At 71.1% G+C, this 22,985-nt stretch carries 22 protein-coding genes and 1 tRNA gene; 17 read left to right on the top strand and 6 right to left on the bottom strand.

Annotated elements, in window-relative coordinates; genetic code table 11:
- The first annotated feature begins 53 nt into the window (after positions 1–53).
- The 10 genes from AC07GB_RS15810 to AC07GB_RS15765 all read left to right on the top strand — a co-directional run bounded on the left by AC07GB_RS15810 (position 54) and on the right by AC07GB_RS15765 (position 8,486).
- The gene (locus tag AC07GB_RS15810) at positions 54–488 is read left to right on the top strand and encodes a roadblock/LC7 domain-containing protein (protein WP_030688231.1); all 435 of its coding nucleotides are present in this window, start codon (positions 54–56) and stop codon (positions 486–488) included.
- Positions 489–490: 2 nt separating this feature from the next.
- A complete protein-coding gene (locus tag AC07GB_RS15805; RefSeq protein ID WP_478845624.1) occupies positions 491–862 on the top strand; it encodes a DUF742 domain-containing protein in 372 nt (123 codons plus the stop codon).
- Entirely contained in the window at positions 840–1,436 is a 597-nt protein-coding gene (locus tag AC07GB_RS15800) for a GTP-binding protein (protein WP_030688235.1), read from the top strand. The genes AC07GB_RS15805 and AC07GB_RS15800 overlap by 23 nt, the downstream gene beginning before the upstream one ends.
- A 16-nt stretch (positions 1,437–1,452) precedes the next feature.
- Complete coding sequence (locus tag AC07GB_RS15795; RefSeq protein ID WP_478845622.1) at positions 1,453–2,070, top strand: GAF domain-containing protein; 618 nt, start codon at positions 1,453–1,455, stop codon at positions 2,068–2,070.
- 177 nt (positions 2,071–2,247) lie between these two features.
- The gene (locus AC07GB_RS15790; RefSeq protein WP_478845620.1) at positions 2,248–3,432 is read left to right on the top strand and encodes a Gfo/Idh/MocA family protein; all 1,185 of its coding nucleotides are present in this window, start codon (positions 2,248–2,250) and stop codon (positions 3,430–3,432) included.
- A gap of 181 nt (positions 3,433–3,613) precedes the next feature.
- The gene (gene tdh / locus AC07GB_RS15785) at positions 3,614–4,642 is read left to right on the top strand and encodes an L-threonine 3-dehydrogenase (protein WP_478845618.1); all 1,029 of its coding nucleotides are present in this window, start codon (positions 3,614–3,616) and stop codon (positions 4,640–4,642) included.
- Positions 4,643–4,728: 86 nt separating this feature from the next.
- Positions 4,729–5,937, top strand: coding sequence for a glycine C-acetyltransferase (locus tag AC07GB_RS15780; RefSeq protein ID WP_478845616.1), 1,209 nt, complete (start codon positions 4,729–4,731; stop codon positions 5,935–5,937).
- A gap of 170 nt (positions 5,938–6,107) precedes the next feature.
- The gene (locus AC07GB_RS15775; protein ID WP_478845614.1) at positions 6,108–7,013 is read left to right on the top strand and encodes a LysR family transcriptional regulator; all 906 of its coding nucleotides are present in this window, start codon (positions 6,108–6,110) and stop codon (positions 7,011–7,013) included.
- Between the two features lie 83 nt (positions 7,014–7,096).
- Positions 7,097–8,074 carry an alpha/beta fold hydrolase gene (locus AC07GB_RS15770; protein ID WP_478845612.1) on the top strand — a complete coding sequence of 326 codons (978 nt, stop codon included), beginning with the start codon at positions 7,097–7,099 and terminating at the stop codon, positions 8,072–8,074.
- 58 nt (positions 8,075–8,132) lie between these two features.
- On the top strand, positions 8,133–8,486 hold the full coding sequence (locus AC07GB_RS15765) for an MmcQ/YjbR family DNA-binding protein (RefSeq protein WP_478845610.1): 354 nt from the start codon (positions 8,133–8,135) through the stop codon (positions 8,484–8,486).
- A 32-nt stretch (positions 8,487–8,518) separates the two neighbouring features.
- Here AC07GB_RS15765 and AC07GB_RS15760 read toward each other — a convergent pair whose 3' ends face one another.
- Both AC07GB_RS15760 and AC07GB_RS15755 read right to left on the bottom strand, forming a co-directional pair.
- Positions 8,519–9,448 (bottom strand): transketolase family protein, encoded by a 930-nt coding sequence (locus AC07GB_RS15760; protein WP_478845609.1) that lies wholly within the window; start codon positions 9,446–9,448, stop codon positions 8,519–8,521.
- A 50-nt stretch (positions 9,449–9,498) separates the two neighbouring features.
- The gene (locus AC07GB_RS15755) at positions 9,499–10,221 is read right to left on the bottom strand and encodes a transketolase (RefSeq protein ID WP_478845607.1); all 723 of its coding nucleotides are present in this window, start codon (positions 10,219–10,221) and stop codon (positions 9,499–9,501) included.
- 125 nt (positions 10,222–10,346) lie between these two features.
- Between AC07GB_RS15755 and AC07GB_RS15750 the strand changes: the two genes are divergently transcribed.
- Positions 10,347–10,423: transfer RNA gene (locus tag AC07GB_RS15750), tRNA-Pro, on the top strand.
- Positions 10,424–10,699: 276 nt separating this feature from the next.
- Here the strand turns inward: AC07GB_RS15750 and AC07GB_RS15745 are convergent.
- Positions 10,700–11,491 carry a VOC family protein gene (locus AC07GB_RS15745; protein WP_478845605.1) on the bottom strand — a complete coding sequence of 264 codons (792 nt, stop codon included), beginning with the start codon at positions 11,489–11,491 and terminating at the stop codon, positions 10,700–10,702.
- A gap of 270 nt (positions 11,492–11,761) precedes the next feature.
- On the opposite strand from AC07GB_RS15745, the gene AC07GB_RS15740 reads away from it, so the two are divergent.
- Complete coding sequence (locus tag AC07GB_RS15740; protein ID WP_478845603.1) at positions 11,762–12,331, top strand: hypothetical protein; 570 nt, start codon at positions 11,762–11,764, stop codon at positions 12,329–12,331.
- A 548-nt stretch (positions 12,332–12,879) separates the two neighbouring features.
- On the opposite strand, the gene AC07GB_RS15735 is transcribed toward AC07GB_RS15740, so the two are convergent.
- Complete coding sequence (locus AC07GB_RS15735; protein WP_478845601.1) at positions 12,880–14,121, bottom strand: IS701 family transposase; 1,242 nt, start codon at positions 14,119–14,121, stop codon at positions 12,880–12,882.
- Positions 14,122–15,573: 1,452 nt separating this feature from the next.
- On the opposite strand from AC07GB_RS15735, the gene AC07GB_RS15730 reads away from it, so the two are divergent.
- Entirely contained in the window at positions 15,574–16,128 is a 555-nt protein-coding gene (locus AC07GB_RS15730) for an LmbU family transcriptional regulator (RefSeq protein WP_051856505.1), read from the top strand.
- 81 nt (positions 16,129–16,209) lie between these two features.
- On the opposite strand, the gene AC07GB_RS15725 is transcribed toward AC07GB_RS15730, so the two are convergent.
- A complete protein-coding gene (locus AC07GB_RS15725; protein WP_478845599.1) occupies positions 16,210–16,854 on the bottom strand; it encodes an FMN-binding negative transcriptional regulator in 645 nt (214 codons plus the stop codon).
- 388 nt (positions 16,855–17,242) lie between these two features.
- Between AC07GB_RS15725 and AC07GB_RS15720 the strand changes: the two genes are divergently transcribed.
- Positions 17,243–18,568: a lysine N(6)-hydroxylase/L-ornithine N(5)-oxygenase family protein gene (locus tag AC07GB_RS15720; RefSeq protein WP_478845598.1), complete on the top strand. Its 1,326-nt coding sequence runs from the start codon at positions 17,243–17,245 to the stop codon at positions 18,566–18,568.
- A gap of 175 nt (positions 18,569–18,743) precedes the next feature.
- On the opposite strand, the gene AC07GB_RS15715 is transcribed toward AC07GB_RS15720, so the two are convergent.
- Positions 18,744–18,968, bottom strand: a complete 225-nt coding sequence (locus tag AC07GB_RS15715) for an MbtH family protein (RefSeq protein WP_478845596.1) — start codon at positions 18,966–18,968, stop codon at positions 18,744–18,746.
- 590 nt (positions 18,969–19,558) lie between these two features.
- Here AC07GB_RS15715 and argJ point away from each other — a divergent pair.
- Genes argJ through AC07GB_RS15700 form a run of 3 tightly spaced genes read left to right on the top strand, consistent with a single transcriptional unit; the run spans position 19,559 to position 22,939 of the window.
- The gene (gene argJ / locus AC07GB_RS15710) at positions 19,559–20,713 is read left to right on the top strand and encodes a bifunctional glutamate N-acetyltransferase/amino-acid acetyltransferase ArgJ (protein ID WP_478845594.1); all 1,155 of its coding nucleotides are present in this window, start codon (positions 19,559–19,561) and stop codon (positions 20,711–20,713) included.
- Positions 20,710–21,621 (top strand): acetylglutamate kinase, encoded by a 912-nt coding sequence (gene argB, locus AC07GB_RS15705; protein WP_478845592.1) that lies wholly within the window; start codon positions 20,710–20,712, stop codon positions 21,619–21,621. The genes argJ and argB overlap by 4 nt, the downstream gene beginning before the upstream one ends.
- Positions 21,622–21,673: 52 nt before the next feature.
- Positions 21,674–22,939, top strand: coding sequence for an acetylornithine transaminase (locus AC07GB_RS15700; protein WP_478845590.1), 1,266 nt, complete (start codon positions 21,674–21,676; stop codon positions 22,937–22,939).
- Positions 22,940–22,985 lie beyond the last annotated feature (46 nt).

The following is a 22,985-nucleotide window of genomic DNA, read 5'->3' as shown; positions in this document are numbered from 1 at the left end:
CCGCGGACTTCGAGAACCTCTCGGACCCGTACTTTCCAAGGAGTCGATCCACCATGGCGAGCGATGTGCCGACCGGCCAGGTATCCGATCTCGACTGGCTGATGAGCGGCCTCGTCCAGCGCGTGCCGCACACCCACAGCGCCGTCCTGCTCTCCTGCGACGGACTCGTGAAGTCGGTCCATGGCCTCGACCCGGACAGCGCCGACCACATGGCCGCACTCGCCTCAGGGCTCTACTCGCTCGGGCGCAGCGCGGGCGTCCGCTTCGGCGACGGGGGCGATGTGCGTCAGGTGGTGGTGGAGCTGGACTCCACCCTGCTCTTCGTGTCCACCGCGGGATCCGGCACCTGTCTCGCCGTGCTCGCCGGGCGCGAGGCGGACGCGGCGGTGCTCGGGTACGAGATGGCGATGCTGGTCAAGAGCGTGCGCCCGTACCTGGTCACAGCGCCGCGGCAGCCCGCCGGTGAGCCCGCGTCGATGAGGCGCTGAGCGTGGGGGCCCCGCACGACGGGCCATGGCTCGACGACGCCGCAGGGCGGCTCATCCGCCCGTACACGGTCAGCAACGGACGCACCAGACCGACCACGCGGCTCGACCTGCTGTCCCAGGTGAGGACGACCGGCACCACCCCCGCCGGCTACCTGGGCCCGGAGCACGCCCTCGCCCTCGGCATGTGCGAGGCACCCACGTCGGTGGCGGAGATCGCCGCCCAGCTGAAGCTGCCCGTGGCGGTGACCAAGGTGCTCCTGTCCGACCTCGTCGACTGCGGGGCGATCACCACCAGAGCCCCGGACTTCTACCACAACCCGACCGACCGGTCCCTGTTGGAGGCAGTGCTCGATGGACTACGACGACAGCTCTGACGCCTTCCCCACCGCGCTGAAGATCCTCGTGGCGGGCGGGTTCGGGGTCGGCAAGACGACCTTCGTGGGCGCGGTCAGCGAGATCGCGCCGCTGAGTACGGAGGAACTGCTCACGACGGTCAGCGAAGCCACCGACGACCTGTCGGGCGTGGAGAACAAGACCACGACGACCGTCGCCATGGACTTCGGCCGGATCACACTCGACCCCGAACACGTCCTGTACCTGTTCGGCACCCCCGGACAGGAACGGTTCTGGTTCATGTGGGACGAGCTGTCCGAAGGCGCGCTCGGCGCGGTGGTGCTGGCCGACACCCGGCGCCTGGAGGACTGCTTCGCCGCCGTCGACTTCTTCGAGCAGCGCGGCATGGGATTCATCGTCGCCGTCAACGAGTTCGACGGCGCCTACCGCTACGAGCCCGAAGAGGTCCGCACCGCCATCGACCTGGACCCGCAGGTGCCGGTCGTGCGCTGTGACGCGCGGATCTCCAGCTCCGGCATCCAGACGCTCCTCACGCTCGTCCGCCACCTGCTCGCCCACGCCCCCGCCACGCCCACGTCGGGAGCCCACACATGACCCATGGAGCACGCACATGATGTACGAAGCGACCGGCCGCCTGCTGGTGACCCCGGTGGACAAGGAGGCGCCGGCCCGGGTGCGCAGGCTGCGGGACCTCGACCTCGGCGAGCGGCCCGAGCCCGGGCTCGACGCGTTCGCCGACCGGCTCGCGCGGATCATGGACGCGCCGTACGCCATGGTCAACTTCATCGACGAGGAACGGCAGTTCTTCGCCGGACTGCACCGGGCCGAGTGCGCGCCCCCCGAGCCGGGCACGCTCGGCCTCGGGGTCACCGAGGAGGCGGAGGAGCCCGGGGTGACGGCGCAGCCGTTCGCCGAGCGCCACCTGACGCGCGACCGCGGCTACTGCCCGCACGTGGTGGTGCGGGGCAAGGCGCTGGTCCTGGAGGACGTCCGCGACTATCCCCGGTTCGCGGGCAACCCGGTCGTCGACGAGTTCGGGGTCCGGTCCTACCTGGGCGCGCCCCTGGTCGACCGGACCGGGATCGCGCTCGGCACGGTGTGTGTGGTGGACGTGCGGCCCCGGCCCTGGGGGCGGACCGGGCTCGACACCATCAAGTCGATGGCGGCCGAGCTGACGGACCGGATCCACCTGCGCGAGGCCGAGGGGGAGCCGGGCTCGCTCCTGTGACGCCCCCGGGAGCCAGGCCCCAAGCACGGCTCAAGTCGTCCTCCAGGAAGGCGCGTTGACGACGCGTCGCCCTCCAGAAAGGTACGTTGACGATACAGGGACATGGTCATACGGTGCGAGGCCCCTGACGGAGCCCGCCCCGCCGCCCACGCGGGGCCCCACCGAAAGGCCCACCGCATGACCGACCTCCGCCTCGGCGTCCTCGGCTACGGACTGCGCGGCTCGCTCGCCCGCGCCGCCCACCGCCCCGGCGCGGGCGCCCGCGTCACCGCGCTCGCCGACCCCGACGCGGCCGCGCGGACCCGCGCGGACCAGGACTTCCCCGGCCTTCGCACGACCGCGGACCCGCGTGAGGTCGTCACGGACCCGGACGTGGACGCCGTGCTCGTCCTCACGCCCGACCACACCCACGAGCCCCTCACCCGCGCGGCGCTGCACGCGGGCAAGCCCGTCTTCGTCGAGAAGCCCCTGGACGTCAGCGTCGAGGCGAGCGACGCGATCCTGCGGACCGCGTACGAGACCGGCACACGCCTGTACGTAGGACACAACATGCGCCACATGCCGGTCGTGCGCCTGATGCGGGACATCGTCGCGCGCGGGGAGATCGGGACCGTCAAGACCGTCTGGGTCCGGCACTTCGTGGGCTACGGAGGCGACTGGTACTTCAAGGACTGGCACGCAGAACGGCGGTACACCACCGGCCTGTTGCTCCAGAAGGCCGCCCACGATTTCGACGTCGTGCACTGGATCGCGGGCGGCTTCACCCGGCACGTACAGGCGCTCGGCGACCTCATGGTCTACGGCGACATCCCGCACCGCCGCGCGCCCGGCGAGCCCAAGCCCGACGGCGGGCCCGTCCTGGACGGCCCCTGGCCGCCGCGCGCCCAGCGGGACCTGAACCCGGTGATCGACGTGGAGGACGTGTCCCTGGTCAATCTGCGCCTCGACAACGGCGTGCTCGCCGCCTACCAGCAGTGCCACTTCACCCCCGACTACTGGCGCAACTACACCGTCATCGGCGACGCGGGCCGCCTGGAGAACTTCGGCGACGGCCCCGGCGGCGTGGTCCGGGTGTGGAACGGCGGGCGCTCGCTCCACCGGGGCGAGGGCGACGCCGAGTACCCGATCGGGGGCTTCGCCGACGAGGCCGGGCACGGCGGCGCCGACCCGCTGATCGTCGACGAGTTCCTGCGCTTCGCCCGTGAGGGCGGGTGCACCGACACCTCGCCGGTCGCCGCGCGCATGGCCGTCGCCGCGGGCGTCGGGGCGACGCGGTCGCTGCGGGACGGCGGCGGCCCGCGGGAGGTGCCGCCGCTCGACGACGAGCTGATCGCGTACTTCGAACGGGGGCAGACGCGCTGACCGGGACGCGGGCCTCGGACGGGCCGAGGGCCCGGTGCGCCTGGGGTCTGAAGGAAAGCTGCGGCGGTGGTTAAGAAATCCTCGATGGACCGGCGCCGTGACGTACGGAAGATTGCTGTGCGGATGTGGCCGGTGGGATGCCGGTCACTCACCTTCCCTAGGTCACGACAGGAGCCGTCGCGTGAAGGCGCTGGTCAAGGAGAAAGCGGAGCCCGGGCTCCGCCTCATGGAGGTACCGGAGCCGGTCATCGGGCCCGGTGACGTCCTGATCAAGGTGCTGCGCACCGGCATCTGCGGGACCGACCTGCACATCCGGGCCTGGGACGGCTGGGCGCAGCAGGCGATCTCGGCTCCGCTGATCGTCGGGCACGAGTTCGTCGGCGAGGTCGTCGAGACCGGCAGGGACGTGGCGGATGTCAAGACCGGCGACCTGGTCAGCGGCGAGGGCCACCTGGTGTGCGGCAAGTGCCGCAACTGTCTGGCCGGGCGGCGCCACCTGTGCCGGGCCACGGTCGGACTCGGCGTGGGGCGCGACGGCGCGTTCGCGGAGTACGTGGCGCTGCCCGCGAGCAACGTCTGGGTGCACCGGGTCCCGGTCGACCTCGACATAGCGGCGATCTTCGACCCGTTCGGCAACGCCGTGCACACCGCGCTGTCCTTCCCGCTGGTCGGCGAGGACGTGCTGATCACCGGGGCCGGGCCGATCGGCCTGATGGCCGCCGCCGTCGCCCGCCACGCGGGCGCCCGCAACGTCGTCGTGACCGACGTCAGCGAGGAGCGCCTGGTCCTCGCCCGCAAGGTCGGCGTCAGCCTCGCCCTCAACGTCGCCGACGCGACCATCGCCGACGGCCAGCGCGAGCTGGGCCTGCGCGAGGGCTTCGACGTGGGCCTGGAGATGTCGGGCAACCCGCGCGCGATGCGCGACATGGTCGCCAACATGACCCACGGCGGCAAGATCGCCATGCTGGGCCTGCCGGCCGAGGAGTTCGCGGTCGACTGGGCGCGGATCGTCACCTCCATGATCACGATCAAGGGCATCTACGGCCGCGAGATGTTCGAGACGTGGTACGCGATGTCCGTGCTCCTCGAAGGGGGCCTCGACCTCACGCCCGTCATCACCGGCCGGTACGGCCACCGCGACTTCCAGGAGGCCTTCGACGACGCGGCGAGCGGCCGCGGCGGCAAGGTCATCCTCGACTGGACCTCCTGACCCGGGCGACCCTCCGCCCGCGGCGACCGCCCGCCCCGGGCCCTGCCCTCCGCCCTCCTTCCTCCGAACTCCCGAAGGACTCCTCGATGTTCGACTCCGTACGCGACGACCTCGCCGCCACCCTCGACGAGATCCGCGCCGCAGGCCTGCACAAGCCCGAGCGGGTCATCGGCTCCCCGCAGTCGGCGACCGTCGCCGTCACCGCCGGGGGTCGCCCCGGAGAGGTGCTGAACTTCTGTGCGAATAACTACCTCGGCCTCGCCGACCACCCCGAGGTGATCGCCGCCGCCCACGAGGCGCTCGACCGCTGGGGCTACGGCATGGCGTCCGTACGCTTCATCTGCGGCACCCAGGAGGTCCACAAGGAGCTGGAGGCACGCCTGTCCGCGTTCCTCGGCCAGGAGGACACGATCCTGTACTCCTCCTGCTTCGACGCCAACGGCGGTGTCTTCGAGACCCTCCTCGGGGCTGAGGACGCGGTGATCTCCGACGCCCTCAACCACGCCTCGATCATCGACGGCATCCGGCTCTCCAAGGCCCGCCGCTTCCGCTACGCCAACCGCGACATGGCCGACCTGGAGAAGCAGCTCAAGGAGGCCACGGAGGGCGGCGCCCGGCGCAAGCTGATCGTCACCGACGGCGTCTTCTCCATGGACGGCTACGTCGCCCCGCTCGCGGACATCTGCGACCTCGCCGAGCGGTACGACGCCATGGTCATGGTCGACGACTCGCACGCCGTCGGCTTCGTGGGCCCCGGCGGCCGGGGCACCCCCGAGCTGCACGGCGTCATGGACCGCGTCGACATCATCACGGGCACCCTCGGCAAGGCCCTCGGCGGCGCCTCCGGCGGCTACGTCGCAGCCCGCACCGAGATCGTCGCGCTGCTGCGCCAGCGCTCGCGCCCCTACCTGTTCTCCAACACGCTCGCGCCGGTGATCGCCGCGGCCTCGCTGAAGGTCCTCGACCTCCTTGAGGCAGCCGGTGACCTGCGCGAACGCCTGGCGGCGAACACACAGCTCTTCCGCTCGCGGATGACCGCCGAGGGCTTCGACGTGCTGCCCGGCGACCACGCCATCGCGCCCGTCATGATCGGCGACGCGGCGAAGGCGGGGCGCATGGCCGAGCTGCTCCTGGAGCGCGGCGTGTACGTCATCGGCTTCTCCTACCCGGTGGTGCCGCAGGGCCAGGCCCGGATCCGGGTGCAGCTGTCCGCGGCGCACTCGACGGCCGACGTGGACCGGGCCGTCGACGCGTTCGTCGCTGCGCGCGCTGAACTGGAGTCGGCCGGGGTCTAGCGACCCCGGGGCCCGGGCGGGTGGGGTTGTACTCCCGCCCGCCCCTCCGTCGCGCTGCGCGCTCGTCCTCAAACGCCGGACGGGCTTGCTGGTTGCGCACGTGCGTACGTCGTCACGGGACGGATGTGGTGCGGGGCGGCACGCGGGCGGTGGGTGGGAGAATCGGGGGCATGATCGAAGCCCGGCGGTTGCACATCCTGCGTGCGGTGGCCGACCACGGCACCGTCACCGCCGCGGCCGCCGCCCTCTACCTCACCCCGTCCGCCGTGTCCCAGCAGCTCACCGCGCTGGAGCAGGAGACGGGGCACCGGCTCGTGGACCGCTCGGCCCGGGGGGTCCGGCTCACGGCCGCGGGCGAGATCCTGCTCACGCACACCAACGCCGTGCTCGCTCAGCTGGAGCGCGCCGAGGCCGAGCTGGCCGCGTACAGCTCGGGCGCGGCCGGGACGGTGACGCTCGCGGCGTTCGCGACGGGCATCGGCCTGGTCGTGGGCCCCGCCCTGACCCGGCTCGCCGAGAGTGCGCCCGGCATCCGCGTGCGCGTCCAGGACGCCGAGGGCGACGCCAGCCTGCCGATGGTGCTCGACCGGCAGGTCGACGTGGCGGTGGCCGTGGAGTACCGCGGCGCGCCCGGCGCCGACGACCCGCGCCTGACGCGCGTACCGCTGTACGCCGAGCCCTTCGACGCGGTGCTCCCCGTGACGCACCCGCTCGCCGACGGCGGCCGCGTGCCGCTCGCCGACCTCGCCAAGGACGCCTGGATCGGCCCCTTCCCCGGCAACCCCTGCCACGACGTGGTCGTCCTCGCCTGCGAGCAGGCCGGGTTCCAGCCGGTCCTGGAGCACACGTCCGACGACTTCCGCGCGGTCGTCGCCCTGGCGTCGGCGGGCGCGGGAGTGGCTCTCGTCCCCCGTTCCGCCCTGCGGGGCATGGACGTGACGGACGTGGCGATCCGCCCGGTGGACGGGATCGCGCCCACACGACGGGTGTTCGCCGCCGTGCGCTGCGGCGCGGAGGAGCACCCGCTGATCGCCCCGGTGCTCGGCGCCCTGAAGGACGCGGCGGCCGAGGACTAGACGGCGCCCGTGGAGGGTTGGCGCCCCGGGTGCCGGGGGAGGCGTGGGCAGGACGCAGCCGCAGCCTGACAGGGGGCTTCTCGATGCCGGACCACGACCACGCGCGCGTGACACCCGTGACGTACACCGCGGGGCTGCTCACCGCGGCGGACGGCGTACCCGTCGCCACGTACACCTGGCAGCCACGCGACGGCAGGCCCCGAGCCTTCGTCCAGATCGCCCACGGCGCGGCCGAGCACGCCCTGCGCTACGACCGGTTCGCCCGTCACCTCACCGCGCACGGCTACGGCGTGGTGGCCTCCGACCACCGAGGGCACGGGGCGACGGCCCAGGCCACGGGCGGCTACGGCGTCGTGGACCCGGAGGGGGCGGGCGACGGGCCCGACGCGTGGCGGGCCGTCGTGGACGACCTCAAGGCCGTCGGCGACCAGGTCCGCGCCCTGTACCCCGGCACCCCCGTGGTGCTGTTCGGGCACAGCCTCGGCTCGATGCTCGCCCGCGACTACGCCCAGGAGTACGCGGACGGACTCGCGGGCCTCGTCCTCTCCGGCACGTTCCGCTCGCTGCCCGGCGCGGAGACCGAGACGGCGCTCGCGCGGCTGCGGGCCGAGGTCGCCGCCGGCGGCCGCGCGGCCCGCTCGTCCTTCGTCCCCGAGCTGTTCGCCGCGTTCAACGACGCCCACCCGCACCGCACCGGCTTCGAGTGGCTCTCGCGCGACGAGGCCGAGGTCGACGCGTACGTCGCCGACGAGCGCTGCGGCTTCCCCTTCTCGGCGGGCCTCTCCCTCGACTGGGTCCGCGCCGTCCGCAAGATCAACGACCCGCGGCAGCTGGCCCGCCTCCCCGCCGACCTGCCCGTCCACATCGCCGTGGGCACACAGGACCCCTGCAACCAGGGCATGACGCTCGTGTACGAACTCCTCGAGGACCTCCGCTACGCGGGCGTGCGCGACCTCGCCTTGAAGGGGTACGAGGGCGCGCGGCACGAGATCCTGAACGAGACGAACCGGGACGAGGTGCACCAGGACCTGACGGACTGGCTCGACGCGCGCGTGGGGTGAGGGCGTGCGGGCGGCCTGGGGCGGGTGGTTGTCAGAGGCGTTGGCTACCGTTCGTTCCATGGTCAACGCCGACGACGTACGCCGCACCGCCCTCGCTCTGCCGGACACGACGGAGAAGATCGCCTGGAGCATGCCGACCTTCCGGGTCGCGGGCAAGATGTTCGCCACGCTCCCCGAGGACGAGACGTCCATCGCCGTGCGCTGCCCGAAGCTGGAGCGGGACGAGCTGGTGCTCGCCGAGCCCGGCAAGTTCTGGATCGCCGACCACGAAGTGTCCTTCGCATGGGTGCGGGTGCGGCTCGCCGCGCTCGACGCGCGGGAGCTGGCGGACATCCTCGCCGACTCCTGGCGCCAGGCCGCGCCTACGCGCCTGCTGGAAGCCCATCCGGGCCTGGGCGTGCCGGCCGAGTAGCCCCTCGCAGGCGCGCTCCTCCTGAGGGCAGGTCAGGCCGGGGACCCCGCGGGGAGGAAGCCGGTGATGCGGGCGCGCAGGGAAGCCGCATCCAGGCCATGGGCGCGGAGGTGCTCGTCCTGGCGGCCGTAGCGGCGCAGTTCCGCGCGCCCGACGCCGAGCCCGAGGATCCGGTGCGGCACGTCGACGAGCGCGTCGTTCGCGGCGGCCGTGGACGTCCCGGCGAGGTACGGCTCCACGAGCACCACATCGGCCGTGCCCGCCCCGACGGCCCGCCGCAGCGCGTCCGCGTCGAAGGGCCGCACCGTCGTCGCGTACAGGACGGTGACGTCGAGGCCCTCCGTCGCCGCGAGGACCTGGTCGAGCAGCGGGCCGACCGCGACGACGACGCCCCCGCGCCCCTCCCGCACGGTGAGGAAGCGCTTGCCGTCCACCGGCATCGGCGCCGCGTTGGACTGCGTGGACAGGCGTACGTACGCCTTGTCGTCCACGGGCGGCGCCTCGGCGCCCGTGCCCACGGCGTGCCGCAGGAGCACCTCGGCCTCGTCCGGGTGGCCCGGGACGTGCACGGCCCAGCCGTCCAGGGTGTCCAGGACCCCGACGTCGCCCGGCGCCATGTGCGTGAAGCCGCCCTCGGGCCAGTCGAACGACGCCGCCGCGCTGACGAGCACCCCGCCCAGGCCCTGGTGCCCGAAGTCCAGCTTGATCTGCTCGAAGGGCCGCTCCACGAGGAAGCTCGCGAAGGTGTGCACGACGGGCCTGAGGCCCGCGAGCGCCAGGCCTGCCCCGGCGCCCACGAGCAGCTGCTCGCGGATGCCGACGTTGATCACCCGGTCCGGGTGCGCGCGCATCGCGTCCTCGAAGGCGTCCCTGCCGATCTCGGCGAGGACGACGGCGACGCGCGGGTCCTCGTCGAGCAGCCGGGACATGACGGGGGCGAAACGGTCTCGCATGGTGTCCATGGGGGAGAGGTCCTTCCGGAGGGAGGCGGGTGCGGGGCGGTGGCGCGGGGTCAGGCGGACTCGGGCTCGCCGTCGAACTCCTTGGGCTCGACGCGGGCCACGACCACGTGCGGGCGCCCCGGGTGCGGCGCGGTGAAGGCCGCGTACAGGGCCTCGTGGTCCCGGCCGTCGACGGTCAGGGCCGACCAGCCCGCGGCCTCGAAGCGGGCGGCGATGCCCCCGGGCCGCGCGTACGAGGCGGAGGCGTTGTCGATCACGAGGGTGTGCAGCCGCTCCAGACCCGCGGGCCCGGCGTAGGCGATGGCCTCGTGGTTGCTTCCCTCGTCCAGCTCGGCGTCCCCCACGAGCACCCATACGCTCGGGTCGGTGAGCCCGCGCGCCTTGAGGCCGTGGACGGTGCCGACCGCGAGGGGCAGACCGTGCCCCAGCGAGCCGCTGCCGATCTCGGCGCCCGGTACGAGCACCCGGTCCGGGTGGTGCCCGAGCGGGGAGTCGTACGACCCGAAGCCCTCCAGCCAGTCCACGGGGAGGAAGCCCTTGGCGGCGAGGATCGCGTAGTACGCCATGGGGCCGTGCCCCTTGGAGAGCAGGAAGCGGTCGCGCCCCGGATCGTCCACCCGCTCGGGTGTGACCCGCAGCACACGGTCGTAGAGGACCCAGAGCGCGTCCAGGGTGGAGGTCGCCGCGGGGCCGTGCTTCTCGTCGCCCGTCATCAGCCCCATCAGGCCGGGGAGGTCCGCGTACGTGAAGGTGCGTGCCGGTGTCGTCGTCATGCCGACGAGCTTGCAACCTCAAGTCCACTTGAGGTCAAGAGGGAAAGGCGGGAGCGATCACCGGCCGGAGTGCGGTATGGTTTCGGTGCGCGTTCGGCCAGGGGAAAGCCCAGGTCAGCGGGTAACGGGACGTGGCGCAGCTTGGTAGCGCACTTGACTGGGGGTCAAGGGGTCGCAGGTTCAAATCCTGTCGTCCCGACCAGCTTCACAGCGGGTCGAAGGCCGTTTTCGCAGCGATGCGGGAGCGGCCTTTTGTCGTAGCCGCTCTTTGTCGTACTCGCTCTTTGCCGTACCCGTGCTGTCGTGCCCGCTCTTTGTCATGCCCGCGGTGCCGTGCCCGTGGTGCCGTGCCCGTGGTGCCGTGCCCGTGGTGCCGGGCCCGCGGTGCCGTGCCCGTGGTGCCGTGCCCGCGGTGCCGTGCCGAGGCCCGCCGCGAGGGACGTGACGCGCCCCGGCCGGGCGCCGCGCGTGGCCCGCGTCACACCAGGTTCGGCATCTCGCCCTCGGTCGTCCCCAGGTCGATGACGGAGAACGCGGCGCCCTGCGGGTCCGCCACCGTGGCGAACCGGCCGAACGGCGAGGACATCGGGCCGAAGTACAGCCGGCCGCCGCTCCGCTTCACCAGCTCCACGGCGGCGTCGCAGTCGTCGACACCGAAGTACACGTTCACATGCGGCGGCACGTCGGCCGGCGCCTCCGGAGGCATCTTCATACGCCCCAGGACCGGCTGGCCGTCGAGCTGCCAGACGTGGAAGTCGACGTGCTCGTCCTCCATGCGCTTGACCTCGTAGGGGAACACCGCCGTGAAGAAGGCGTCCGCCTTCGCCGCCTCCCGCGTCGTGACCTCCGCCCAGCAGAACGCGCCCGACGCGCCCCTCAGCTCGAAGCCCCGGTGACTGCCCGGCTGCCACGCGCTGAAATACACACCGCTCGGGTCCCGCGCCGTGGTCATGGTGCCGAAGTCACCCACCGGCATCGGCTCCATCTCCAGCGTGCCGCCGTGCTCGCGGATCCTGCCCGCCGTGGCCGCGATGTCAGGCGTCGCCAGATACAGATTCCAGGCGGGCGGCTGCCCGGCCATGTCCGGCATCCGCGGAACGACCGCCGCCACGGCCTTGCCGTCCTTGTACGCCTGCGTATAGCCGCCGAACTCCGCCGAGCCCTCGGCGAAGGTCCAGCCGAACAGCTCGCCGTAGAAGTCCTTGGCCGCCCCGACGTCGGGGAACATGGCGTCCGCCCAGCACGGTGCGCCCTCAGGGTTCGTGGACATGGTGCTCCGACCTCCCGCCCCCCTGACGATGGGACAGCGCGCTCCGGGCGCCAGGTGCCGCTCACGCGTCAGGGGCTCGCGCCCCCGCGCCAGAAACCCGCGCTCCCTCCCACGCTAGGCGCAGGGGTGACAACCGGCCAACGGCCGGGGCGCGCCCCCGCACGCGCGCACGGCGGCGGCGGGCCGCCGCCCGGCTCCGGGCGCGCCCCCTCCCGGGTGCAATGAATCGAAAGCTTGCGCGTGGTGCCACAGTGGTGCGACGATGGCGCCATGGAACTCACGCGGTACGTCGACCAGCTGCGGCAGGAGTTGGCCGCAGCGGTCGAGGCGGGCGACGAGGAAGCGCGTGACCTCGCCGGACGCCTGGTCGCGCCGCTGGGTTCCGCGGTCCGGCTCACGCTCCTCGACGCCTTGTCGGCCGCCGTGGACGAGATCACCCGGGACATGGCCCCGGGGTCCGTCGAGATCCGCCTGCGCGGTCTCGACCCGACCTTCGTGGTCACCCTGCCTCCGCAGGAACGGTCCTTCGGCGCCTTCGACAGCGAGGGTGTCCGGGATCACGGCCATGGGCCCGCCGGGGTGGCGCCACCCTTGGTGTCACTGGCGCCACTGACGACGAACGGGGACGAGGGGGCGACATCCCGCATCAACTTCCGGCCGCCGGAGCACCTCAAGGCCCGGATCGAGGAGGCCGCGGGGCGCGAGCAGCTCTCGGTCAACGCCTGGCTGGTCCGGGCCGTCTCCGCGACCCTGGAGTACGACGACCGCGGCCGCCGGGCCGAGCGCGTCCCGCACGGCGCTCCAGCGAGCGCCCAGCGCTTCACGGGCTGGGTGAACTGACCCGGTGACCTGCCGCCGAGCAGAGGTGGGCCGGCTTCGGCCCGGGCGCGGGCCGCGCCCCTAGAGCTTCGGCCCGCTGTGCTGCCGCGCGGCGGACCGATCCAGCGGCCCTGGAGACCGACCTCCCCCGGCGGTTTCCAGGGCCGCACCCATCCGGCGCGAGCCGGCGAACTGATTATGCACGCTGTTCCTGTGAACGGGACCCCGCGGTGCGCCTGTTGAGGAATCGGCCACACGGTCCCGCACTGCCGCGTGCTCGCTTCCGCGTGAATCGCTGACGCCTCGCTCCAATTCCGGGCGAGCGTACTCCTGGGGGAAAGCGGGACATACGGCCGAACCCGCTCTTCGGTATATCCATCGATGCGCCGTCATATGCCCGCCGTTAGCGCTCGGTTCCGCCTGTGGCTTACCCGCGCATATGCCGTGAACGAGGTCTCCATTGCGGAGCACGACACGGTATCGGACAGGCCGCCGCCGTCAACGCGGCCGCCGGGAAATGACAGTTAACGAATGGGAACACAAGGGCAACGCGCGAACCGCAGGCAGGACTAGCGGTCCGCCAGGTGCAGCCGTTCCCGGGAACCCCGCGGCAAGGGCGCGGGGCAGCACGGAAGATGCCGGTTGACGGGCCGGTGCGTCAGCCGCTGATAGGTGTACGCGGCCGACACGAGCGTCATGTGGTGATACCAGCCGGGGAACGAACGGCCCTCGAAGTCGAGGAGCCCGAAATGCCGCTCCATGCCCGCCACGGCCGCGGTCGTGCCGTGACGACGGGTGGCCAGTGAGGCAACGTTGTCGAGACGGCGATGCGTGAGGCTGGTGAGCCACATGACACCTTGAGAGCCCTCGGGGAGAACTTCGGTGAAGAGCCGGTAGGGGTACTCCGGCGTGGCCCCGGCCCGCGCCCCCGGCAGGCGTACCAGGAGCGACTGGACGCGCAGCTCCTGCTGGCGCCCGTCCGCCGTGGTCACCAGGACGGTCTCGGTGTTGCCCTGGGCGACGTGGGACCGGGCGCTGACCGGCTCCGGCCCGTTCGGGACGCGCTCGCCGACCGGCAGGACCTTCAGGTGCTGCGGCACGGCGACGACGAAATCACGGGCGCGCTGGCTGAGTCCGCGCAGGAAGAGGCCGGCGTCGGGGTCGTCGCTCATGTCGGCCACGACCGGCGCGGCCGTCGGCTCGGTCCTGGCCTCCAGGGTGTCGACCAGGTCCAGGGCCTGCGCCCACAGCGGGCGGTGGTCCACCTCGTCGGGGATGCGCGCGCGGCGGCGCAGCTGCGGGTCCTCCGTCCAGGGCGCGGGCAGCAGCAGCCGCCAGTCGACCGGGACCTGGAGCGCCCCGATGCAGAGGAACGCGCCGAGCCCCAGCTGGCAGTTGAGGGTGCGGCCGGTGACCGGGTCGAAGTAGCGGTGCACGCCGACGGAGCGGTCGCCGCGCTTGGGCAGCACCGCGCGGCCGATGGCCCAGGTGGCGGCGGGGCCGTGGTCCTCGGCCCAGCGGGTCAGCTCGTGCATGACCGGCTCCCAGTCCCACGGGCTGAGGCTCACGAACTGGCGCAGGGACTGCACCGCGGTGGGGGAGGCCGAGACGGCTCCGGCCAGACGGCGCACGGACTTCTTGCCGGGAGTGATCAGCAGCCCCGCCAGATACGCGCCGGCCCAGCGGCGCTGGTCCGCCCGGCGCAGGTTCTGGAAGACCTGGTCGGTGAAATCGCTGAAAGGTGAGGCGAGATGAGGGTCGGGTACCTCGCTGACCGGAGTCGATATTGGCAATGCGCAGGGCACAACCATGCTGCAATCCCTCCCGGACCATCCCTGAGCGGCGGCTGCCGAGCGTTGAGTCTAGGATCCGAGAGCGCCGCGCACCATCTTGCTGCGGGCGTGACAGATGTGGCAACCACGGCTGCAAATTGGGGCGTAGAGGCCTCTTCGGGGCACTCGGCGCGAGGGCGGACCGCCCGCGCCCGGGCCCTTGGACGCGGTGTCGCGCGCGCGGCGGCCGTCTCGGCCACGAACCGAGCGGAACGCCTTATGCCGATTCCGCCCGCGCGGCCCGCTCCAGGGCGCGCGACGGAATTCATCATTCCGACATCGCGTGACTGCCTGTGCGTCTTCGCCGCGAACCGATTCCCCCTCATTCCCCTCATAGCCGCCGGGAGCTTGGACTCCGCGTAACCCTTGCGGCGGTTGTCGTCCGCACGGCGTGTTCTCCGTGCGGCGCGCGGTTACGCGTTAGGGGCGTTAAGGATCCGTATGGATAGTGCTAGTGTTCCCTGACAAGCTCAGGATTCCGCTACAGCACGCGAGTGGTGAAGGTTTGGCGGTGTTTGCCGTGGCCGATCCAGCAAACTTGAGGAATCGCCCCCTCCGCCTGTGTGCCCCCTTCTCGTCTGCAACTGTTTGCCCCTGGTGGATTTGGCTCAATTCTTGCCTTGACTGGCGGAAGACAATCGCCAATACGGATCCCGCGAGTGCCGCGGAGAGATCCACGCCACCCATGACAGGGATAGCGAAGTTGGGCTAGCTTGTTCGAACTTCGAAAAGTCGCGACGAGCGACGGCCTCTTCCTTGAATCTCCAACAGGTGCCGGGTTCTACTCGGGTAGGCCTTTGGAAGAGACCACTGCGAATCCGGGTCATCGGTACCGACGGGGGACACGTCGGTACCGACGGCATGGAGTGGGGTGGTCCAGGCGAACGGGGCGAGTAGTTGAACGGGGCGAGTAGTTGATGTACGTATCCGCACACATGCCGACTGAATGCCTTCCGCGCAGCCCTGAAGGGCGCGCCGAACGGCCGGACCTGACCGTGCTCAGCGCCGGAGGCCGCCTCGGCTGAGGCTGCCTGACGGCGGGATGCGCGCGTGGCCACTCCGGCAGGTCCATCCGTGAGTTGACGGAGCTTTGACGACCCTGTGCGGCGAGTGGCTCCACCGAGCTTTCATCCGGCCGATCGGCTGTGATCGATTGGCAAGCCTGTGCCTCGCGACGCGCGACGGCGACCGATCCCCAGGGGATCTTGGACACGGCTGCCAAGCCCGCATGGCTTTTTCGCGTTCGAACGCAGTCTGTCGTGTCCGCGTTCGTTCGAAGTTCATTCACATGGAGGCATGATGACGAACCAGGTCAGCGACCTCGAGGGCTCGAAGGTTGTGCTGTTCCGTAGAAACGCGAATTCCGTCCCTCGGCAGCGCAGGGTGGACGAGCGTCGTGGCCAGGTACTGACGACGAAGGTGGGCCTGCAAATGCCCGCCGGACTGACCTTCGAGGACTGGGAGCGGGCCGGGCGCCAGCTATCCGGAATCGTGAACTCCTCCTCCTGGTGGCTGGGGGACTGGCTGGTATACGGCAAGGACCACTACACCGACCGCTATCAGCGCGGAATTCGCGCGGCGGGCCTGCAGTACCAGACGCTGCGTAACTACGCGTGGGTTTCGCGGCGCTTCGACTTCAGCCGCCGGCGCGCGGCGCTGAGCTTCCAGCACCACGCCGAGCTGGCGTCCCTGCCGGTCGACGAGCAGGAGCTGTGGCTCGACCGCGCGGAGCAGTTGCAGTGGACCACCAAGCAGCTGCGCAGCGCGATCCGCATGGCGCGCGAGGACGAGGTGCGGGACGGCACCCCGACCCCTGAGACGATGCGGCGCCTCGCGGTGCCCGGAAGCCGGCTCCAGTGGTGGCACAAGGCCGCCGAGCAGTCGGGCATCGACTTCGAGCAGTGGGTGCTCGCGACGCTCGACAACGCCGCGGAGCGCGCTCTGGAGGAAGAGGAGGAGCAGGAGAAGGCGGGCATCAGCGCCTGATCCCACGCACCACATGCCTAGGGCCCGCGCCCCCTTCGGGGCGCGGGCCCTAGGCATGGGCAAGGGGCGGTGACGCGGCCGTCAGGGCAGCTTGCTCATGAGGCTCGCCGTCGCCTGGTGCCGGGTGCACTCACGGCCGCCGAACGAACGGCGCACCCGCTCCTGCACCTCGTCCGGCTGCTCCTGGCTGAGCTTGAACATGCCCTCGGCGCTGGTCACCCGGAATTGGAAGGCGCCCACCGCGGGCACGATCTTCCGGAAGTACTCGAGCGACTCGGACATGTCCCAGCCGTCGCCGAAGGCGCCTTCATAGGCCTCTACGGTCGCCTTCACGACGTCCAGGGTGTTCTCTATGCCCTCGATCTTCTCGACCACGCCGTGCACATGGACCGAGGTGAAGTTCCACGTCGGCGCGGCCGGTGTCACGTCGTAGACCGTCGGCGACACATAGCCGTGCGGACCGGTGAAGGTCAGCAGGTTCACCGTGCCCGACTCGAGCGCCTTCCAGTGCGGGTTCGCCCGGTTCATATGGCCGAGCAGCCGGCCGCCCGAGAGGTCATCCGACCATTCCCCGGTCCACTCCGGATCCCGGATTACCGGCAGATGCGTGGCGAACGGACCCGCTTCCGGGTTGCCGTTGCTCACGAACAGCGCCAGGGGATTGCCGTGGATCAGGTCGACCATCCATGAACTGTCCGGCTGGCGGTACTGGCTCGGAACAAACATCCGGAGCTCACCCTTTCGTTGAAATCACTCACGGCGCGGCGCGCCAAGTCGCCGACGTTACCCACGCTTTGCGTGGCACGACCCGAATTGCGGACGAGCAGCTCGGCTGTCCTGTCGACGGGACAGCGGGGCCCGGCCAGCTACGGCTGCCGGGTCCTCTTGAAAGGTCTGCCCGGCCCCTCTAAGTTGGCGTGGCGGTGTTCTCCAGCGCAATACTCAATGCGTGTTCTTCCGGACCACCGGTCGAGATGTTCGAGACCATCAGCCGCACTTCAGAAACGACAGTTGACAGCATTTCCGGCCGAGGTCCTCTCGGGCAACCGCAGCACTGAAACCTCAGCGAATACGCGGAAGTCCCTGTCGAAGCTACACCAGCGGGAGATTATCTATGGGTACTCGTGAACACGAGATATACGACATCGTTGGCATCGGGTTCGGCCCGTCCAACCTGTCCCTGGCCATCGCCCTGGAGGAACACCAGAACAACGCGACGGGACGGCCCGTCACGGCCGCCTTCTTCGAGCGCCAGGCGGCCTTCGGCTGGCACCGCAACATGCTGCTTCCCCAGGCGACGATGCAGATTTCGTTCCTGAAGGACCTGGCCACTTTCCGTAATCCCGTGTCGCGGTACAGCTTCGTGTCGTACCTGCACGCTTCGGACCGGCTCGTGCAGTTCGTGAACAACCAGGACTTCTTCCCGACCCGGCAGGAGTTCCACCAGTACCTGGAGTGGGCGGAGTCGAGCTTCAGCGACCGCGTCACGTACAACTCGGAAGTCACCGGCATCCGGCTTCCCGAGGACGCGGGGACGGGCCCCGACCAGTACCTCGAGATCACGGTCCGGGACACCGTGAGCGGCGCGACCCGCGTCGTGCGGGCCCACAACGTCGCCGTCTCGACGGGCCTCGTGCCGCGCATGCCCGAGGGCATGGAGCGCGACGAACGCGTCTGGCACAGCTCGGAGTTCCTGGCCAAGTACGGCCGGATGGACCCCTCGGAACTCCAGAACGTGGCGGTCGTCGGCGCGGGCCAGAGCGCGGCCGAGATCACCAAGTACCTGCACGACATGCTGCCGCACGCGCAGGTGTCGGCGATCCTCCCGTCGTACGGCTACTCCGTGGCCGACGACACCCCCTTCGCCAACCAGGTGTTCGACCCGAGCGCGGTCGACCACTACTACTTCGGCAGCGAGACGACGCGCGACGCGTTCTGGCGCTACCACAAGAACACCAACTACTCCGTCGTCGACGACGACGTGATCCGTGAGCTGTTCCGGCGCTCCTACGAGGAAGAGGTCGCGGGCGCCAAGCGCCTGCACTTCCTGAACCTGACCCGGGTCAAGGAAGTGAAGCGCTCCGGCAGCGACACGCGCGTCGTGCTGCACTCGCTCCTCTCCGGCGAGGCCCAGCAGGAGATGGACGTCGACGCGCTCGTCTTCGCCACCGGCTACACCGGCATGGACGTCACCGACCTGCTCGGCGACCTCGACCGGTTCTGCCGGCGCGACGCGGAGGGCCGCCACCATGTGGAGCGCGACTACCGCGTGACCACCGATCCCGGTCTGACCTGCGGCATCTACCTCCAGGGTGGCACCGAGCACACGCACGGTCTGACCTCGTCGCTGCTGTCGAACATCGCCATCCGCAGCGGTGAGATCGCCGACTCCGTCGTCGCGCGCCGCGCCGAGCCGGCCCGGGTCGGCAGCGAGGTCTAGGCGCGGCGACCACGCTCTTATACGCACCACCTCCGCCCCACGGCCCGCCAGCCTCGCTGGCGGGCCGTAGGCGCGGGCGGGGGCGGGGTGTCACGGGCCCGGCGGGCCCCTGGGGACAGACGAGGGCCCCGGCGCCGTTCCCGGCGTCGGGGCCCTCAGCGGTACGCGGAGCGCGTCACGCAGCCGCGTCCGCCGCCATGGCGTCACGGAGGCTCTTGGGGCGCAGGTCGGTCCAGTTCTGCTCCACGTAGTCCAGGCACTCCTGGCGGCTCGCCTCACCGAACGTGACCCGCCAGCCGGCGGGCACCTCGGCGAAGGAGGGCCACAGCGAGTGCTGCTCCTCGTCGTTCACCAGGATGTAGAACCGGCCGTCCGCGTCGTCGAACGGGTTGCTGCTCATAGTCACTCCAATTCGAAAGGTCTGGTCACCGGCCGGGCAGGTCCTCGGGCCGGGTACCGGCACCGCCATTGTCGTTCGCTGCGGCCCCGGCGTCCAGATGCGTCCGTCTCCGGGGAATTGCCGGGGATCGTCCCGGGACGATACTGCGCCGACATGAAATCCGTATCGACGCCGGGACAAAGTCCGGTGCGAATCCGGACCGCCACCGCTCCCACCACTATGGGAGACGGGCGAGGTCGGCGTCACTATGGAGCCGGGCAGCCGACGCACGTCCTGTGGACAGGACAACGCCCCGGTGCCGAGCGCCGGAATCGCGGGTAGTTTGTTGCGGGCTGCCGGTCGGTCCCGCCCGACGGCCGGCGCGCCGGCCCGAAGCCCACCGGGCGCTGTGCGATCAGCCGGCAGGCGGGCAACGCAAAGGACCCGGCAGCGAGTTGTCGAGTTTCGGCGCTCAGTCGTCAGAGTCGTCAGAATCGAGGAATGGGGCGGCGTCGGCCCGGCATTGCCAGGCCGCCGTCGGTGTCCTTGCCGACGGCCCCCCTCGGCCTTCCCGGGAAGCCGGGAACTTCCGCTTGAGGAGAAGCAGAGCCATGAGCGTCACGGCAGCACGAGGTTTTTCGGCCGCGGGCGTCGCGGCCGGAATCAAAAGCAATGGAAATCCTGATCTGGCCCTCGTCGTGAACAACGGCCCGCGCCGGGCCGCGGCAGGTGTCTTCACCGCGAACCGGGTGAAGGCGGCCCCCGTGGTGTGGAGCGAACAGGTCATCAGGGGCGGCACCGTGAGCGCCGTCATCCTCAATTCCGGCGGAGCCAACGCCTGCACGGGCGCACCCGGATTCCAGGACACCCGCGCCACGGCGGAGAAAGTGGCCGCGGTCCTGGAGGGGCACCGCGCCGGGGAGGTCGCGGTGGCCTCCACCGGGCTCATCGGCACCCGGCTGCCGATGGACCGGGTCCTGCCCGGCGTCGAGACCGCGGTCGCCGCCCTGGCGGAGGACGGCGGCGAGAAGGCCGCCATCGCCATCAAGACGACCGACAGCGTGCACAAGACGGCCGTCTTCGACGGCGAGGGCTGGACCGTCGGCGGCATGGCCAAGGGCGCGGGCATGCTCGCCCCCGGCCTCGCCACCATGCTGGTCGTCCTCACCACGGACGCCGACCTGGAGAGCAAGACCCTGGACAAGGCGCTGCGCGAGGCCACCCGGCTCACCTTCGACCGCGTCGACTCCGACGGCTGCATGTCCACCAACGACACCGTGCTGCTCCTCGCGTCCGGCGCCTCCGGGCAGACCCCCGACTACCCCGCGTTCGCCCGTGCGGTACGTGCCGTGTGCGAGGACCTGGCCCGCCAGCTCATCGGCGACGCGGAGGGCGCCAGCAAGGACATCCGCATCGACGTGGTCAACGCGGCCACCGAGGACGACGCGGTGGAGGCCGGCCGTTCCATCGCCCGCAACAACCTCCTGAAGTGCGCCATCCACGGCGAGGACCCCAACTGGGGCCGGGTCCTCTCCGCCATCGGCACCACCGGCGCCGCCTTCGAGCCGAGCCGCCTGAACGTCGCCATCAACGGCGTATGGGTCTGCAAGGACGGCTCCATCGGCGCGGACCGCGACGCGGTGGACATGAGCGGCCGCGAGGTCGTCATCACCGCGGACCTCGCGGCCGGCGCCGAGACCGCGACCCTGTGGGCGAACGACCTGACCGCCGAGTACGTACACGAGAACAGCGCGTACTCGTCATGAGGATCGCCACCCACGAGCACCCCGCACTGGTGAAGGCGCAGTCCGTCATGGACGCGCTGCCCTGGCTGAACCGCCACCAAGGCAAGATCTGCGTCATCAAGTTCGGCGGCAACGCCATGATCGACGACGAGCTGAAGGCCGCCTTCGCCCACGACGTCGTCTTCCTTCGGCACGCCGGGCTCAAGCCCGTCGTGGTGCACGGCGGCGGCCCCCAGATCAGCGCCGCGCTGCGCCTGCACGACATCCCCAGCGAGTTCAAGGAGGGCCTGCGCGTCACCTCGCCCGAGGCCATGAACGTCGTCCGCATGGTCCTCGCCGGACAGGTGCAGCGCGAACTCGTCGGCCTCATCAACCAGCACGGGCCGCTCGCCGTCGGCCTGACCGGCGAGGACGCCGACACCATCACGGCCACCAAGCACCGGCCGAAGAACGAGGACGGCGAGCGGGTCGACATCGGCCGGGTCGGCGAGATCGTCGGCGTGAACCCCGGCGCGGTCGAGGCGCTGCTCGACGACGGCCGCATCCCGGTGATCTCCCCCATCGCCCGCAGCGTCGACGACGAGTACGTCTACAACGTCAACGCCGACACCGCCGCAGCCGGGGTCGCCGCCGCCCTCAACGCCCACACGCTGGTCTTCCTCACCGACGTCGAGGGCCTGTACCGGGACTGGCCGCAGAGCGACGAGGTCATCAGCAGGCTCAGCGCCAGCGAGCTGGAGAAGGTCCTGCCCGAGCTGCACGACGGCATGGTGCCGAAGATGGCCGGCTGCCTGCACGCGGTCCGCAACGGCGTGGGCAGCGCCCGCGTGATCGACGGCCGCGTCCAGCACTCGGTGCTCCTTGAGATGTTCACGCGTGAAGAGATCGGCACCCTCGTCATGCCGGACATCGAGGAGGGCTTGCGATGATCGGGACTGATGAACGGGCCGCGACCAGCGCGGTCGTGGAAGAGAGGACGCGATGAGCGAGGACATAGGCGGCGCCGGACGCACGGCCGGGACCGGCACGGGCGGGCAGGCGGCGGCGCTCACCGAGCGCTGGCAGGCGTCGTTGATGGACAACTACGGCACACCGCGCGTGCCGTTGGTACGGGGTGAGGGCGCCGCGTTCTGGGACGCGGACGGCAAGAAATACCTGGACTTCCTCGGCGGCATCGCCGTGAACTCCCTGGGCACCGCGCACCCGGCCGTCGTCCGCGCCGTCAGTGAGCAGATCGCCCGGCTCGGCCACGTGTCGAACCTCTTCATCGCCGAACCGCCGGTTCTCCTCGCCGAGCGTCTCCTGAGGCTGTCCGGACGCATCGGCCGGGTGTTCTTCTCGAACTCCGGCGCCGAGGCCAACGAGGCCGCCTTCAAGATCGGCAGGCTCACCGGCCGACGCCGGATGGTCGCCACCGACGGCGGCTTCCACGGCCGCACCATGGGCGCGCTCGCGCTGACCGGCCAGCCCGCGAAGCGCGCTCCCTTCGAGCCGCTTCCCGGCGAGGTGACGCACGTGCCCTTCGGTGACACCGAAGCGCTGCGCGCCGCCGTCGACGCCGACACCGCGCTCGTCGTCATCGAGCCGATCCAGGGCGAGAACGGCGTGGTCGTACCGCCGCCCGGCTATCTTTCGGCCGCCCGCGAGATCACCCGCGCCGCCGGGGCGCTGCTCGTCCTCGACGAGGTGCAGACCGGCATCGGCCGCACCGGGCACTGGTTCGAGTGCCAGGCGCAGGGCGTCGAGCCGGACGTCCTGACGCTCGCCAAGGGGCTCGGCGGAGGACTGCCGATCGGCGCGACGCTCGCCTTCGGCCCGGCCGCGGACCTGATGTCGCCCGGCGCGCACGGCACCACCTTCGGCGGCAACCCCGTCGCGTGCGCCGCCGCCCTCGCCGTCCTCGACACGATCCACGGCGACGGCCTGCTCGACCACGTCAAGCGTCAGGGAGAGGCCCTGCGCCAGGGCATCGAGGCCCTCGGCGACCCGCTGGTGGACCGGGTCCGCGGGGCCGGCCTGCTGCTCGGCATCGTCCTGACCGAACCGCTCGCCGCAGACGTGCAGCAGGCGGCCCAGGACGCGGGGCTCCTGGTGAACGCCGTCGGGGCCGACACGATCCGCCTGGCCCCGCCGCTGATCGTGGGCGAGGACGAGGTCACCATGTTCCTGCGCACGCTGCCCGGCGTGCTGGAGCAGGCACGGCGGACGGCCCTCGGGCAGGGGAGAAACGAACTCAGCACTAAATAGAGCGTTCGTTCTAGTCCGGAGTTAGAAGTTCGTCGGGCCGGGGGAG

Source organism: Streptomyces sp. NPDC045778 (assembly GCF_056431945.1).
The sequence above is the reverse complement of the archived record's forward strand: the minus strand, read 5'-3'. Positions and strand labels throughout refer to the sequence as shown.

Coding starts and splice junctions, on each gene's coding strand:
- AC07GB_RS15760 (WP_478845609.1), bottom strand. CDS start 9,448: ATGGACACCATGCGAGACCGTTTCGCCCCCGTCATGTCCCGGCTGCTC.
- AC07GB_RS15775 (WP_478845614.1), top strand. CDS start 6,108: ATGATCGAAGCCCGGCGGTTGCACATCCTGCGTGCGGTGGCCGACCAC.
- AC07GB_RS15715 (WP_478845596.1), bottom strand. CDS start 18,968: ATGAGCAGCAACCCGTTCGACGACGCGGACGGCCGGTTCTACATCCTG.
- AC07GB_RS15730 (WP_051856505.1), top strand. CDS start 15,574: ATGCCCGCCGGACTGACCTTCGAGGACTGGGAGCGGGCCGGGCGCCAG.
- AC07GB_RS15810 (WP_030688231.1), top strand. CDS start 54: ATGGCGAGCGATGTGCCGACCGGCCAGGTATCCGATCTCGACTGGCTG.
- AC07GB_RS15745 (WP_478845605.1), bottom strand. CDS start 11,491: ATGTCCACGAACCCTGAGGGCGCACCGTGCTGGGCGGACGCCATGTTC.
- AC07GB_RS15700 (WP_478845590.1), top strand. CDS start 21,674: ATGAGCGAGGACATAGGCGGCGCCGGACGCACGGCCGGGACCGGCACG.
- AC07GB_RS15780 (WP_478845616.1), top strand. CDS start 4,729: ATGTTCGACTCCGTACGCGACGACCTCGCCGCCACCCTCGACGAGATC.
- AC07GB_RS15765 (WP_478845610.1), top strand. CDS start 8,133: ATGGTCAACGCCGACGACGTACGCCGCACCGCCCTCGCTCTGCCGGAC.
- AC07GB_RS15725 (WP_478845599.1), bottom strand. CDS start 16,854: ATGTTTGTTCCGAGCCAGTACCGCCAGCCGGACAGTTCATGGATGGTC.
- AC07GB_RS15800 (WP_030688235.1), top strand. CDS start 840: ATGGACTACGACGACAGCTCTGACGCCTTCCCCACCGCGCTGAAGATC.
- AC07GB_RS15795 (WP_478845622.1), top strand. CDS start 1,453: ATGATGTACGAAGCGACCGGCCGCCTGCTGGTGACCCCGGTGGACAAG.
- AC07GB_RS15740 (WP_478845603.1), top strand. CDS start 11,762: ATGGAACTCACGCGGTACGTCGACCAGCTGCGGCAGGAGTTGGCCGCA.
- AC07GB_RS15735 (WP_478845601.1), bottom strand. CDS start 14,121: ATGGTTGTGCCCTGCGCATTGCCAATATCGACTCCGGTCAGCGAGGTA.
- argJ (WP_478845594.1), top strand. CDS start 19,559: ATGAGCGTCACGGCAGCACGAGGTTTTTCGGCCGCGGGCGTCGCGGCC.
- AC07GB_RS15790 (WP_478845620.1), top strand. CDS start 2,248: ATGACCGACCTCCGCCTCGGCGTCCTCGGCTACGGACTGCGCGGCTCG.
- argB (WP_478845592.1), top strand. CDS start 20,710: ATGAGGATCGCCACCCACGAGCACCCCGCACTGGTGAAGGCGCAGTCC.
- AC07GB_RS15770 (WP_478845612.1), top strand. CDS start 7,097: ATGCCGGACCACGACCACGCGCGCGTGACACCCGTGACGTACACCGCG.
- AC07GB_RS15720 (WP_478845598.1), top strand. CDS start 17,243: ATGGGTACTCGTGAACACGAGATATACGACATCGTTGGCATCGGGTTC.
- AC07GB_RS15755 (WP_478845607.1), bottom strand. CDS start 10,221: ATGACGACGACACCGGCACGCACCTTCACGTACGCGGACCTCCCCGGC.